This is a genomic window from Streptomyces sp. YGL11-2 (assembly GCF_050054615.1).
Taxonomy (GTDB): Bacteria; Actinomycetota; Actinomycetes; order Streptomycetales; family Streptomycetaceae; genus Streptomyces.
The window spans coordinates 23,683-37,337 of the sequence record NZ_JBNHIN010000020.1; the positions used below are offsets into that span (position 1 = coordinate 23,683).

General features: G+C 72.7%; 10 protein-coding genes and 2 pseudogenes. 8 read left to right on the plus strand and 4 right to left on the minus strand.

Annotation, left to right across the window (positions count from 1 at the left end):
* Positions 1 to 695: 695 nt before the first annotated feature.
* Positions 696 to 923, plus strand: a pseudogene (locus ACO1BR_RS22780) (ATP-binding cassette domain-containing protein); the annotation flags it as partial.
* Between the two features lie 118 nt (positions 924 to 1,041).
* A pseudogene (locus tag ACO1BR_RS22785) lies at positions 1,042 to 2,248 on the plus strand (LLM class flavin-dependent oxidoreductase).
* Positions 2,249 to 2,373: 125 nt separating this feature from the next.
* On the opposite strand, the gene ACO1BR_RS22790 reads toward ACO1BR_RS22785, so the two are convergent.
* The 3 genes from ACO1BR_RS22790 to ACO1BR_RS22800 form a co-directional block, all read right to left on the minus strand.
* Positions 2,374 to 3,543, minus strand: a complete 1,170-nt coding sequence (locus tag ACO1BR_RS22790; RefSeq protein WP_426796927.1) for an adenosine deaminase — start codon at positions 3,541 to 3,543, stop codon at positions 2,374 to 2,376.
* Between the two features lie 66 nt (positions 3,544 to 3,609).
* Positions 3,610 to 4,356, minus strand: a complete 747-nt coding sequence (locus ACO1BR_RS22795) for a GntR family transcriptional regulator (RefSeq protein ID WP_426796928.1) — start codon at positions 4,354 to 4,356, stop codon at positions 3,610 to 3,612.
* A 201-nt stretch (positions 4,357 to 4,557) separates the two neighbouring features.
* A complete protein-coding gene (locus ACO1BR_RS22800) occupies positions 4,558 to 5,934 on the minus strand; it encodes an MFS transporter (protein WP_426796929.1) in 1,377 nt (458 codons plus the stop codon).
* A gap of 166 nt (positions 5,935 to 6,100) precedes the next feature.
* On the opposite strand from ACO1BR_RS22800, the gene ACO1BR_RS22805 reads away from it, so the two are divergent.
* From ACO1BR_RS22805 to ACO1BR_RS22820, 4 genes are all read left to right on the plus strand, one after another.
* Positions 6,101 to 6,901, plus strand: a complete 801-nt coding sequence (locus tag ACO1BR_RS22805; protein WP_426796930.1) for a (Fe-S)-binding protein — start codon at positions 6,101 to 6,103, stop codon at positions 6,899 to 6,901.
* Positions 6,898 to 8,406 carry a lactate utilization protein B gene (locus tag ACO1BR_RS22810; protein WP_426796931.1) on the plus strand — a complete coding sequence of 503 codons (1,509 nt, stop codon included), beginning with the start codon at positions 6,898 to 6,900 and terminating at the stop codon, positions 8,404 to 8,406. The genes ACO1BR_RS22805 and ACO1BR_RS22810 overlap by 4 nt, the downstream gene beginning before the upstream one ends.
* Positions 8,403 to 9,050, plus strand: coding sequence for a LutC/YkgG family protein (locus ACO1BR_RS22815; RefSeq protein ID WP_426796932.1), 648 nt, complete (start codon positions 8,403 to 8,405; stop codon positions 9,048 to 9,050). The genes ACO1BR_RS22810 and ACO1BR_RS22815 overlap by 4 nt, the downstream gene beginning before the upstream one ends.
* Before the next feature lie 141 nt (positions 9,051 to 9,191).
* The gene (locus ACO1BR_RS22820; RefSeq protein WP_426796933.1) at positions 9,192 to 10,367 is read left to right on the plus strand and encodes an SGNH/GDSL hydrolase family protein; all 1,176 of its coding nucleotides are present in this window, start codon (positions 9,192 to 9,194) and stop codon (positions 10,365 to 10,367) included.
* Between the two features lie 94 nt (positions 10,368 to 10,461).
* On the opposite strand, the gene ACO1BR_RS22825 is transcribed toward ACO1BR_RS22820, so the two are convergent.
* Positions 10,462 to 12,306 carry an ABC transporter ATP-binding protein gene (locus ACO1BR_RS22825; RefSeq protein ID WP_426796934.1) on the minus strand — a complete coding sequence of 615 codons (1,845 nt, stop codon included), beginning with the start codon at positions 12,304 to 12,306 and terminating at the stop codon, positions 10,462 to 10,464.
* 99 nt (positions 12,307 to 12,405) lie between these two features.
* Here ACO1BR_RS22825 and ACO1BR_RS22830 point away from each other — a divergent pair, with 99 nt between their 5' ends.
* Positions 12,406 to 12,870 (plus strand): MarR family winged helix-turn-helix transcriptional regulator, encoded by a 465-nt coding sequence (locus ACO1BR_RS22830; protein WP_426796935.1) that lies wholly within the window; start codon positions 12,406 to 12,408, stop codon positions 12,868 to 12,870.
* Positions 12,871 to 12,911: 41 nt separating this feature from the next.
* A partial coding sequence (locus tag ACO1BR_RS22835; protein ID WP_426796936.1) for an FAD-binding oxidoreductase occupies positions 12,912 to 13,655 on the plus strand: 744 nt, incomplete at its 3' end.

Here is a 13,655-nt window from a genome sequence, read left to right on the forward strand (position 1 = left end):
GACCCCGTTCGGGGGCGGCGTTACGTTCGGGGACATGTCTTCGTCGGTTCTGCTCACTACGCGCGGTCATGTCGACCTGCTGCCGGTGGCCTCCGCCGCGTGTTGTCGCGGCTGTTGCTGACGCCTCTGATGTTTCTGATGGTCTGACGCGGTTTCGGCCCGTGAAGGGTGGGCGGGCAGGCTGTTCGGCGCCGTGCCCCTGGCTCTGCGTTTCGGGGTTGAGCCCTTTGTCTGCCTGATTGTTGGTTTCGGGATCTGACCGGGGTTCTTTCGGGGGCTGCCGGCGATGGGGCCTTGGTTTCTCTTGTACGGGTTTCTCTCTTCAGTTGTTCGTGGGGCCTGGTTGTGGCGGTCGGGCTGCGGACATGGGTGGGGTTTTCATGGGCGTCGAGCAGGCTGCTGTGTCCGGCGGCGTTTCGCGTGAAGGTGCCGAGGTCGCGCGGGTGGTGCCGGTTTCGGGGCGGCGCGGGAGTGTTCCGCGGTGGCTGCGGCGGGCGGCCGGGCCCATGGGGCTGGTTGGGGTGTGGCAGGTGCTGAGTGCCGGCGGGGCGTTGCCGGACGAGGTGGTGGCCTCGCCGGGCGCCGTTGCCCGTACGGCCGGGGGCATGGTTTCCGACGGGACGCTGCCGTCGGCGATGGGGGTGTCGCTGTCCGGTTCTCCGGACGGCTGTGCCTCTGCCGGTTCGGGTGATTTCGCGGTGTGGGTCACCGGCCTGGTAGGGGAATTCGGCGGGCGGGCCGTTGTCGGCGGGCTGCAACTGGGCGTTCGGCCCGGCGAGTTCGTGGCGCTGCCAGGGCGCAGCGGGTGTGGTGAGTCGACGCTGTTGCGGGTGCCGGCCGGGCTCGACCGGGAGATCCGGGGCGAGGTGCCGGTTCCGCGGCGCAAGACGGTGGCGGTTCAGGCGCCGCGCCTGATGCCGTTCGCGGCGTTGAAGCCGATTCCGCGCGCCTACGACTTCGGGGAGTTCGTCGACCCCCGCTTCAACGGTGGCCTGCCGCCTTCGAGCACGGCACCGCGTACCTACCGAAAGGCCCGGTGACATGTCCGTACACCTGCATTGGTTTCTGCCGACCGGCGGCGACGGGCGGACGCTCGTCGACCGGCACGCGTACACCGACGGGGGCATCCGGCGGGATCGCATCACCCCGGTGCGCGGGGTACGGGCCCCGGACGTCGAGTACTTGGCCCAAATAGCCAAGGCCGCTGAGCAGTTGGGGTTCGAGGCGGTGCTCACGCCGACCGGGACGTGGTGCGAGGACGCCTGGCTGACGACGATGGCGCTGACCCAGGTCACCGAGCGGCTGAAGTTCCTGGTCGCGTTCCGGCCCGGGGTCGTCTCGCCGGTGCTGGCGGCGCAGATGGCCGCCACGTACCAGCGGATCTCGCGGGGGCGGCTGCTGCTGAATGTGGTGACCGGTGGTGACGCCACCGAGCAGAAGCGGTTCGGGGATCATCTGGACCATGATCGGCGGTATGCCCGTACGGAGGAGTTTCTGCAGGTCGTACGGGGGGTGTGGGGTGGCACGCCGTTCGACTTCCAGGGTGAGCACTACCAGGTCGAGGGCGGGCTGACGGCGCTGCCGCCGGATCCGCTGCCGGAGATCTTCTTCGGGGGGGTCGTCCGCCGCGGCCGGTCCGGTGGCGGCCCGGAACGTGGATGTGTATCTGACCTGGGGGGAGCCGCCCGAGCAGGTCCGGCGGAAGATCGACTGGATTCGCGGGCTGGCGGAGCGGGAGGGGCGGACGGTCCGGTTCGGGATCCGGCTGCACACCATCTCCCGGGACGCGTCGAAGGAGGCATGGGCGACGGCCGACCGGCTGCTGGACGATCTGGATCCGGACACCGTGGCCGCCGCCCAACAGGCGCTGCGCAGGAGCGAGTCGGTGGGACAGCAGCGGATGCTGGCGCTGCACGGCGGCTCGCGTGACCGGCTGGAGATCTCGCCCAACCTGTGGGCGGGGGTCGGGCTGGTACGCGGCGGGGCGGGCACCGCGCTGGTCGGCAGCCATGCCGAGGTGGCCGACCGGATCGAGGAGTACCACGCGTTGGGGATCGAGCACTTCGTGCTGTCCGGGTACCCGCACCTGGAGGAGGCGTACTGGTTCGGGGAGGGGGTACGGCCGGAGCTCGCCGCCCGTGGGCTGGTGGACGCCGGGCCGTCTCCGCTGGCGGGCGTCCCGGCCGCGAACGGGCGGCCGGCGTCCGCGCCCGGTGGTGCGCCGCTGCTGGTGGCCGGCGGGCGGTGACCGGCGCGCGGGGCGGTGACCACCGGCGCGGAGCTGACCGGCGCCGGGCTCCGGAGCGCGGCGATTCCTGGGCGGTTCGGACGAACCGGACGGCCCGGACTGCTCCGGATCCCGGTCGGCGCCGGTCAGGCCGCCGCGGTGCCGGCGGCGTCCGCTACGGGGACCCGGCTCAGTTCCCAGGCGCGGAGCTGGGCGTATCCGGGGCGGACGACCTCGTTGAGGAGGGCGGCCCGCTCGTCGAAGGGCAGGAAGGCGGACTTCACCGCGTTGACGGTGAACTCCTCCAGCTCCGCCGCGCCGTAGCCGAAGGTGTCGCGCAGGTGCTGGAACTCCTGGGTCATCGTGGTGCCGCTGACCAGGCGGTTGTCGGTGTTGAGGCAGACGCGGAAGCCGAGCCGGCGGAGCAGGTCGACGGGGTGCTCCGGGTAGCTGGTGGCGGCTCCGGTCTGGAGGTTGGAGGTCGGGCAGACCTCCAGGGCGATCCGCATGTCGCGCACGTAGGAGGCCAGGCGCCCCAGAGTGACCTGGCCGTCGGCGCCGATCGCGATGTCGTCGGTGATGCGGACGCCGTGGCCGATGCGGTGGGCGCCGCAGCGCAGCACCGCCTCGTGGATGGACTCCATACCGACCGCCTCACCGGCGTGCACGGTCACCCGGGCGCCCTGGCTGCGCAGGTAGTCGAAGGCCGCGGCGTGCCGGCTCGCGGGGTTGCCGATCTCGCCGCCCGCGATGTCGAAGCCGGCCACCCCGCGGTCGCGGTGGGCCACTGCCAGCTCGGCTATCTCCAGGGCGTGGTCGGCGTGCCGCATGGCGCACAGCAGGGTGCCGACGCGGATGCGGTGGCCGGCCGCCGCGGCCCGGCGTTCGCCCTCGCGGAAGCCCGCGTTGACCGCGTCGACGACGTCGTCGAGGGTGAGGCCGCCCGCCAGGTGCTGCTCGGGGGCGTAGCGCACCTCGGCGTAGACGACGCCGTCGGCGGCCAGGTCCTCGGCGCACTCGGCGGCGATACGGAACAGCGCCTCGCCGGTCTGCATCACCGCGCAGGTGTGCGCGAAGGTCTCCAGGTAGCGCTCCAGAGAGCCGGAGTCCGCGGCGTCACGGAACCAGGCGGCGAGCGCGGCGGGGTCGGTGGTCGGCAGGTCGCGGTAGCCGATGGCCTCGGCCAGCTCGATGATCGTCTCCGGGCGGAGACCGCCGTCGAGGTGGTCGTGGAGCAGCACCTTGGGGGCGCGGCGGATCCGCTCGCCGTCCAGGGGGTGGGCGGACTGCCGGGGGAGCTTGTCAGACAACGTCATGGGGCGCGAGTATGACACGTCCCCGCCGTCGCGTCACCGAAGGGGTCATCGGGCCGCCGGCCCCGTTCACCGCGCCTGCCACACCGGGAGGGCGGGCGCCCCTGGGGGCAGCATGTGCTTGGCGGCCAGGAGGGGCGTGCGATCCAGCCGTACGACCTGGGTGACGAGGACTCCGGGGGTGTCGGCAGCGCGCCCCAGCTGCCGGCCGCGCTGCCGGCCGAGCGTGGTGGCCACGATGGTGCTGCTGCCGGTCAGCGGCAGCCCGCGCCCGGCTGCCAGCAGCAGCCGCAGCATGGACGACGTGCGCCCCTGGGGCCCGTCGAACGCCGCGACGGCGTCCGGCAGCAGCTCCCCCACCGTCTCGTCCGCGGCCCACTCCTGGGTCAGGCAGGCGGGCATCCCGGCGACCTCGATCAGACTCTCCCAGAAGCGCACCTCGCCGTTCGACGGCAGCACCAGATGCTGCGTGGAGAAGTCCGTCGGCTCCTCGGCGGTACGGGCCAGCGGCACGGTCACGGCCTGCCGCCCCTCCCCCAGCAGCTCCTCGACGGGCTTGAGGAACTCGAAGCCGCGCGGCGGGAGATGGTGGCTGACCGTGCGCCCCACCCCGCGCCGTACGTTGATCACGCCGTCCTCCTGGAGCAGGATCAGCGCCTCGCGCAGGGCGGGGCGGCTCACGCCCAGTTCGGCGGCGAGCCGGGGCTCGGTCGGGAGGGTGGAGCCCGGCGGGTAGGTGCCCGCGCGGACCGCCTCGACCATCCGCTCGTAGAGCGCGACGACCGGGCGCCGCCCCTGAGCTTGTCTGCCGGCCATATCCGTCTCCCCGGGTCTGTGGTCAGACCGGCCCGCGGGCGTCCGCGAGCCGCTTGCCGCCGTGCCGCACGGGTCGCATCCCATGCGCAGGGCAGTTTCCCATCGACGATGCGGTGTGGGCCAGCGCGAACGGACTCCTCGGCCGACTCCTTGTGCGGCCCCTTGTCCGACGATCTTGTCTGACAGGCTTGCGACCGCGGGTTACTTCTCCAGTTCCCGGTGCGCGGTCTCCGGCAGCGTCAGGTAGACGCCGAAGGAGATCAGGCAGAGCACGGCGACGTACCAGGGGAAGAGGTCCGGGTGGCCGGCCTGCTTGAACCAGGTGCCGACGTACGGGGCGGTGCCGCCGAAGAGGGCGACGGTGAGGGAGTACGGGAAGCCGATGCCGGCGGCGCGTACCCGGGCGGGGAAGACCTCGGCGTTCACCGCGGCGGCGACCGCGGTGTAGCCGGTGAGCAGGACCATGCCCGCGCACTGCACCAGCAGGAGGGAGAGGAAGGCGCCGTTGACCAGGTGCAGCAGGGGCACGGCCAGCACGGCGAAGCCGAGGGCGAAGGCGAACAGCAGCGGTTTGCGGCCGATGCGGTCCGAGAGCAGGCCGCCGAGCGGCTGAAGCAGGGCGAAGAAGACCAGCGAGAGGGTACTGACGGTGAGCGAATCGGCCTTGTCGAAGCCCGCGTTGACCTGGGCGTAGGTCGGGAGGTAGGTGGTCCAGGTGTAGTACGCGAGGGTGCCGCCGGCGGTGATGCCGCAGATGAGGAGCGACTGGCGGGGGTGGCGGCGCAGGCCCTCGAAGAGGCCGGGGCGGGCGGCCTGCCGCTCGGCGGCCGAGGTCTGCACCGCGCTCGGGGTTCCGCCCGAGCGGGCGGAACCCCGAGCGGGAACGGAGTCGAGCGCCGGGGACCGGGTCTCCTGGGCGCCGCTGCGGATCCAGAGTCCGAGCAGGCTCAGCAGGGCGCCGCCGAGGAAGGCGGCCCGCCAGCCCCACTGCCCCATCTGGCGCTCGGTGAGCAGTGCGGCGAGCAGCGCCCCGGTCCCGGAGGCGAGCAGCTGGCCGAGGGTCGTGGAGACGTACTGGAAGCTGGAGAACAGTCCGCGCCGGCCCGGACCCGCGGATTCCACGAGGAAGGTGGTGGAGGCGGCGAACTCCCCGCCTACGGAGAGCCCTTGGACGAGGCGGGCGATGACGAGTACGACCGGGGCGAGCACGCCGGTGGCCGCGTAGGTGGGGGTGAGGGCGACCAGCAGGCTGGCGCCGCCCATCAGCAGGATCGTCAGGGTCAGCGCGGCGCGCCGGCCGCGCCGGTCGGCGACCGCACCCATCAGCAGTCCGCCGACCGGGCGCATGAAGAAGCCGACGGCGAAGACCGCGAAGGTCGACAGCAGCGGCACCAGGGAGTTGCCGGCTTCCTTGGGGAAGACCTGGTCGGCGAAGTAGGCGGCCAGGAAGGAGTACGCGTACCAGTCGTACCACTCGACGGCGTTGCCGATGGAGGCGGCGGCCAGCTGCCGTATCGGCGACGGCGGGCGATCGCCGCGGGGCGCCCGGTCCTCGGTGAGGGGCTGTGCACTCGACATGGTCCTCCGCTCCCGGTTCTTCTCCTCGGCCCGCCGCTGGGGCAGGATGATCCGACACGTGATCATGTACCGGCGAGGCGGGCCACCGCCAGGGGATTCGGCGGAGGCATTGCGGCCGAAACACCGCCGCAAGAAAACGGCACGATGACGGCAAGGAGATCGCAACGTGCGGGTAGCACTGTTCGTCACCTGCATCAACGACACGCTCTATCCGCGGACGGGGCAGGCGGTGGTGACGCTGCTGGAGCGGCTGGGCGTCGAGGTGGACTTCCCCGGCGCCCAGAGCTGCTGCGGGCAGCCCCAGTTCAACACCGGTTACCGGCATGCCGCCGAGCCGCTGGTGCGCCGCTTCGACCGGGCGTTCCGGGACTACGCGTACGTGGTCACCCCGTCCGGTTCCTGTGCCGCGATGGTGCGCGACAACTATCCGCGGATCGGGGCGAAGGCGGCCGCCGAGGGGCGAGGCCGGGAGCTGGCCGACGCGGCGGCGCGGGCCGTGCCCAAGACGTACGAGCTCACCGAATTCCTGGTGGACGTGCTGAAGGTGACGGATGTGGGCGCGTACTACCCGCACAACGTCACCTATCACCCGACCTGTCACGGCCTGCGCGTGCTGGGGCTGGGCGACCGGCCGCGGCGGCTGCTGGAGCACGTCAGGGGGCTGGAGCTGCGGGAGCTGCCGGGTGCCGAGGAGTGCTGCGGGTTCGGCGGCACGTTCGCGGTGAAGAATCCGGCGGTGTCGGCCGCGATGGGGGCCGACAAGGTCCGGGCGGTGGCCCGGACCGGCGCCTCCGCGGTCTGCACGGTCGACAACTCCTGCCTGATGCACATCGGGGGCACGCTGGCGCGGCAGGGCTCGCGGGTGCGTCCGGTGCACATCGCGGAGATCCTGGCCGCTACGGAGGACGGTGCGCGGGGCGACGCCGTCGCGGGTACGGCCGGCGGCGCGGAAGGGAGCGTGCGATGAGCGGCACCTATCTCGGGATGCCGGCCTTCCCCCGAGCCGCCGCGGTCTCCACCCGCGACAGCCGGCTGCGCGCCAACCTCACCCACGCCACCCACACCATCCGCGACAAGCGGACCAGGGCCGTCGCCGAACTGGACGACTGGGCGCAACTGCGGGCCGCGGGCGCGGCGGTGAAGGACCGGACGCTACGTCATCTCGACCACTACCTGGAGCAGTTGGAGGACGCGGTGGTCGCCGCGGGCGGCCGGGTGCACTGGGCGGCGGACGCCGAGGAGGCCAACCGGATCGTCACCCGGCTGGTGCGGGAGACCGGTGAGCGCGAGGTCGTCAAGGTCAAGTCGATGGCCACGCAGGAGATCGGGCTGAACGAGGCGCTGGCCGAGGCCGGTATCCGGGCGTACGAGACGGATCTGGCCGAGCTGATCGTGCAGCTCGGGGACGATCTGCCGTCACACATCCTGGTGCCGGCGATCCATCGCAACCGCACCGAGATCCGGGACATCTTCCTTCGGGAGATGGGGAGTTGGGGACGCCCGGCGCCCGAGGGGCTGTCCGACTCCCCCGCCGAGCTCGCCGAGGCGGCCCGGCTGCACCTGCGGGAGAAGTTCCTGACCGCGAAGGTGGGGATCTCCGGGGCCAACTTCATGGTCGCCGAGTCCGGCACGCTGGTGGTCGTCGAGTCCGAGGGCAACGGCCGGATGTGCCTGACGCTGCCGGAGACGCTGATCTCCGTCGTCGGTATCGAGAAGACCGTGCCGACCTGGCAGGATCTGGAGATCTTCCTCCAGTTGCTGCCCCGTTCCTCGACGGCCGAGCGGATGAACCCGTACACCACCACCTGGACGGGGACCACGGACGGCGACGGGCCCCGGACCTTCCATCTCGTACTGCTCGACAACGGGCGCACCGACACCCTCGCCGACACCGTCGGGCGGCAGGCGCTGCGCTGCATCCGCTGCTCGGCCTGCCTGAACGTCTGCCCGGTGTACGAGCGGGCCGGGGGGCATGCGTACGGTTCACCGTATCCGGGTCCGATCGGGGCCATCCTCACGCCTCAACTGCGCGGCGTCGAGGGCTTGTTGGAGGCGTCGCTGCCGTACGCCTCGTCGCTGTGCGGGGCGTGTTACGAGGTGTGCCCGGTCGCCATCGACATCCCCGAGGTCCTGGTGCATCTGCGGGAGCGGGTCGTCGAGGGCGGCCCGGTCACCCGGCGCGGCACCCGCACCGTCCTGAAGCCGGCCAGGGGCCATGCCGCGGAGCGGGCGGCGATGCGGGCCGCGACGTGGGCGTTCGACCATCCCGGCGCACTGCGCGGCGGGATGCGGCTGGCGTCCCGCACCCGGCGGCTGCATCCGCGGCGCTTGCCGGGGCCGGGGCGGGCCTGGTCCGACAGCCGTGAGCTGCCGGCGGTAGCGGCCGAGTCGTTCCGCGACTGGTGGCGGCGCACCCGTGGCGAGCAGCGCCCTGACGGGGCGTGGGGAGATGGGCGAGGAGGCGTCAGATGAGCGGCAGGGACGTGGTGTTGGCGCGGATCCGGCGGGCGCTGGGCGATGTGCCGCGCGGTGAGGGGCCGAGCGATCCGCCGGTCGCCCGCGACTACCTGCGGGTGCACGGCTCGCGTACGGCCGGGCAGACCGTCGAGCTGCTCGCCGAGAACCTCGCGGACTACCGTGCGATCGTGCACCGCAGCGGCCCCGACGGGCTGCCGGCGCTGATCGGCCGGCTGCTGGCGGAGCGCGGGGCGCGGTCGGTGGTGGTGCCGCCGGGGCTGGATCCGGGGTGGCTGGCCGCGGCCGAGGTGACCCGGGTGCCCGACCTGGCATCGAGCACGGCGCGCGAACTGGACGCCGTGGACAGCGTAGTGACGGGGTGTGCGCTGGCGATCGCGGAGACCGGCACCCTCGTGCTGGACGCGGGGCCCGACCAGGGGCGGCGCCGGATCACCCTCGTCCCCGACCACCACGTCTGCGTCGTCCGCGTCCCCGGCCAGGTCGTCGGCTCGGTCCCCGAGGCGCTGCCGCGACTGGCCCCCGACCGCCCGCTGACCTGGATCTCCGGGCCGTCCGCGACCAGCGACATCGAACTGGACCGGGTGGAGGGGGTGCACGGTCCGCGGACGCTGGAGGTGGTGCTGCTGGCGGACGACTGACGGCCGCGGCGCGGAGGGTGACCCCGGCGTTGGTAGGCATGGGGTGCGTACCAAACGGGGGTGTCTGGGTCGCCGCCGCGCGGGCCGCCAGACTCGTGGCCGTCGCCACCGGGCGACCGACCGAGAGGCAGGCACCACATCATGAGCAGCGTCAACTTCCTTGTCTGGCAGGCTGGTTGGGCGGCATCCATGCAGCGCCCCAGTGCGGGGTTCGACAAGAACTGGGCCGAGGAGGGGTTCGCGGACCAGACCGTGCGGCAGGTCGTACGGGTCACCGGGACGGGGACCGCGGCCCGGGTCAAGCTCTCCAACCGCTACGGGACCGCACCGCTGGAGGTGTCCGGCGCCCGGCTCGCGCGCACGGACCGGGGGCCGGCGGTGCACGGCGGTACCGGTCGCCGGCTCACCTTCGGCGGGGCGGATTCCGTACGGATCCCGGCGGGCGGCGAGGTGCACAGCGATGCGGTGGAGGTGCGCGTGGCGGCCTTCGACACGCTGACCGTGTCCTTGTACTTCGCCCGGCCGACCGGGCCGGCGACCTTCCACGCGCAGGCGTTCGCCACCTCCTACCGGGCGGCGGGCGAGCAGTTGGGGGAGGTGGATCCGGCGGTCTTCGGTGAGACGACGGTGTCGTGGTACCACCTCGCCGCCGTGGAACTGGCCGGCGGTGGGGCGGCGCGGCGGGACACCGTCGTGGCGTTCGGCGACTCGATCACCGACGGCTTCGGGTCGACGGTCGACGGCCACGCACGCTACCCGGACGCGCTGGCCGAGCGGCTGGCCGCCGCGGGCAGCCCGCGTCGGGTGCTCAACCACGGCATCGGCGGGAACCTGCTGCTGCACGACTCGGCGTGGTACGGCGAATCGGCCGGGGAGCGGTTCGGGCGGGATGTGCTGGAGCAGCCTGGCGTGCGGTCCGTCGTCGTGCTGGTGGGCCTCAACGACATCGGGTTCAGCGAGGTCGACCTGCCGACGTACAAGCCGGATCCTGATCTGTCGGCCGGTCAACTCATCGCGGGATATGAGGGGTTGATCGACCGGGCGCGGGCGGCGGGGGTGCGGGTCACCGGGGCGACGATCACGCCGTTCAAGGGCTCGGAGTACCACACCCCGGCCGCCGAGGCGAAGCGCCGGGAGGTCAATGCGTGGATCCGCACGTCGGGCGCGTTCGACGCGGTGGCGGACTTCGCGGCGGTGCTGGCCGATCCGCGGGACGCGGACGCGCTGGCGCCCGGTTTCGACTGCGGGGACCGCAAGCACCCGAACGACGCGGGGTACCGGGCGATGGCGGCGGCGGTCGATCTCGCGGCGCTCTGACCGCCGGGGTGCGGCGGCGTCTGGTCGAAGCGGCGGCGCCGGGCCTGAGCGGCGCCGGGGCGGGGCGGGCGCCGCCGGCGCGGCACCGCGCCGGTCACACCAGCACGCCCGAGGCGTGCCCGTCGTCCGCCGCGCCGTCGCCGTCCGCCGGCACCTGGTGCGCATCGCGCCGCACCAGCGCCGCATAGCGACCGCCTGCGGCCAACAGCTCGTCGTGGGTGCCGCGTTCGGCGATCCGGCCGGCGTCCAGGACGACGATCTGGTCGGCGTCGCGGATGGTGGAGAGGCGGTGCGCGATGGTGACCGTGGTGCGGCCCGCGGAGAGGGCGTCGACGGCCTGCTGGACGGCGTGTTCGGTGCGGGTGTCCAGGGCGCTGGTCGCTTCGTCCAGGACGAGGACCGGCGGGTCGCGCAGGATGGTGCGGGCGAGGGCGAGGCGCTGCTTCTCGCCGCCGGAGAAGCGGTAGCCGCGCTCACCGACGAGGGTGTCGTAGCCGTCGGGGAGGGCCGCGATGTGGTCGTGTATCTGGGCGGCGCGGGCGGCGCGTTCGATCTCCTCGTCGGTCGCGTCGGGCTTGGCGAACCGGAGGTTGTCGGCGACCGAGGCGTGGAAGAGGTAGGTCTCCTGGGAGACCACGCCGACCGAGCGGGCGAGGGTGTCGAAGCCGAGGTCGCGGACGTCGGTGCCGTCGAGGGTGACCCGGCCCTCGGTCACGTCGTAGAGGCGGGGGACGAGGTAGCTCAGGGTGCTCTTGCCGCTGCCGGTGGGGCCGACGACGGCGAGGCTGCCGCCCGCCGGGATCGTCAGGTCGATGCCGTCCAGGGTGGGCGCCGCTTCGGGGTCGTAGCCGAACCGCACGTTCTCGAAGCGGATTTCACCGCGCGGGGCGGGCAGTTCCACGGGGTCGGCGGGCTCGGTGATGGTGACCGGCAGGTCCAGGTACTCGAAGATGCGCTGGAAGAGGGCCAGCGAGGTCTGCATGTCGACGCCGGTGGACAGCAGCGAGACGGTGGGGCGCAGCAGGCCCTGCTGGAGCGAGACGAAGGCGACCAGGGTGCCGATGGAGAAGACCGGGCCGCCGAACTGGAGGACGATCCCGGCCGCCCAGTAGATGAGCGCGGGCATGGCGGCCATGACGATGCCGATGGTGGCCATCCGCCAGCGGCCGGCCATGTTGGCGCGGACCTCCAGGCCGACCAGGCGCTCGGATTCCTCGGCGAAGTTCTTGGTGAGCGAGTCCGCGCGGCCCATGGTGCGGCCGAGCAGGATGCCGCTGACGGAGAGGGATTCGGTGACCATCGCGGACATCGACGCCAGCTGCTTCTGCCGCTGGGTGGTGATCTTCTTGCGCTCGTTGCCGACCCGGCGGCTGATCCAGACGAAGACCGGGAGCAGGAGGAGCGAGACGACGGTCAGCCGCCAGTCGAGGGCCACCATGGCGACTACGGTGGCGACGACGGAGGTGAGGTTGGAGACCAGGGACGTCGCGGTGGAGGTGACGGTGGCCTGCATGCCGCCGATGTCGTTGGCGATCCGGGACTGGACCTCGCCGGTGCGGGTGCGGGTGAAGAAGGCCAGCGGCATCCGCTGGAGCTTGGCGTAGACGGCGGTGCGCAGGTCGTGCATCACGCGCTGGCCGACGGTGGTGGATATCAGGGTCTGGAGCACGCCGAAGACGCTGGTGGTCACGGCGGTGGCGATCATGCCGAGGGCCAGCAGGGACAGCAGTCCGGTGCGCCGTCCCGGGATGGCGACGTCCAGGATCTCCCGGAGGAGGAACGGGGACGCCACCGAGACCAGGGACGAGGCGGCGACCAGCAGGCCGACGAGGGCGAGCCGGGCTCGGTAGGGGCGGAAGAGGGCGAGGATCCGCCGCAGGGGGACCGGGGCATCCGGGTCCTTCGGCGGTGCGGTCCATTGGGGTTCGTCGCGGCGCATGGGCTCCTTCGGGATGCGTACCGGAAACTGGGGCATCGTGGAGCTTAGCTCATTGTTACCTATACTCACAATGAACAAGGTCCTGCTATCCTCGGGGGCATGCCCTCGCCTTCCCCCGACCCGTCCGCCGGCAGCGGCAACCTCGCCGAACAGCTGGTCCGGCTGACCCGCCGGATGCACCGCGCCCAGAAGCGCCATCTGGAGCATCTGGACATCGCCTTCACCCCGGCCCAGTCCCGGCTGCTGCGGATCGTGGACCACTACCGCGACACCCCGCCGCGGATGGCCGACCTCGCCGAGCGGCTGGAGGTCGTTCCGCGGGCGGTGACGACGCTGGTGGACGCGCTGGAGGCGAACGGTTCGGTACGCCGGGTCCCGGATCCGGCCAACCGGCGGGTGGTGCGGATCGAGCTCACCGACACCGGGCGCAGCACGCTCCGCGCGTTGCGCAGCGCCCGGCGGGCCGCGGCGGAGGAGATCCTGGCCCCACTGACCGCCGAACAGCGCGAGGTGTTCGGCGACCTGCTGTCGGCTCTGGTCGACGGGCCGGGTAGGCATCACTGACCTGAGCACCACGGCAGCACCGCCTCACCGGAGGAGTGACCGTGCCCCTGCTGGAGCCCCGCCCGCACGCCCTGCGACCCGCGGCCACCACCGGGCCCGCGCCCGACCGGGTGCCCGACCGGCTGGCCACGGGCACCCCGGAGCCGCTACGGGGCGACCTCGTCGCGCTGCTCGGCGCGGACAAGGTGCTGCACGAGGTCTCCGACCTGGTCCGCTACGCCTCCGATGCGAGCCCGTACCGCTTCGTCCCGCAGGTAGTGGTGCTCGCCGAGGATGTCGACGACATCTCCGCGGTGTTCTCCTACGCCCACGGCAAGGGCCGCAGCATCGTCTTCCGGGCCGCCGGGACCTCCCTCAACGGCCAGGCGCAGGGCGAGGACATCCTCGTCGACGTACGCCGCCACTGGGCCGGGATCGAGGTGCTCGACGACGGCGCTCGCGCCCGTATCCGGCCGGGCACGACGGTGCTGCGGGCCAACGCCGCGCTCGCCCGCCACGGCCGGCTGCTCGGCCCCGACCCGGCCAGCGCGATCGCCTGCACCCTCGGCGGGGTGGTCGCCAACAACGCCTCCGGAATGACCGCCGGCACCACCCGCAACTCCTACCGGACGCTCGCCTCGCTCACCCTCGTCCTGCCGTCCGGCACCGTCGTCGACACCGCCGACCCGGACGCGGACTCCGAGCTGGCGCACGCCGAACCGGCGCTCTGCGCGGGGCTGCTGGCGCTCAAGGCGGAGATCGAGGCGGACCCCGGGCTGGTGGGGGGGGGGGGGGGGAAGGAAAGA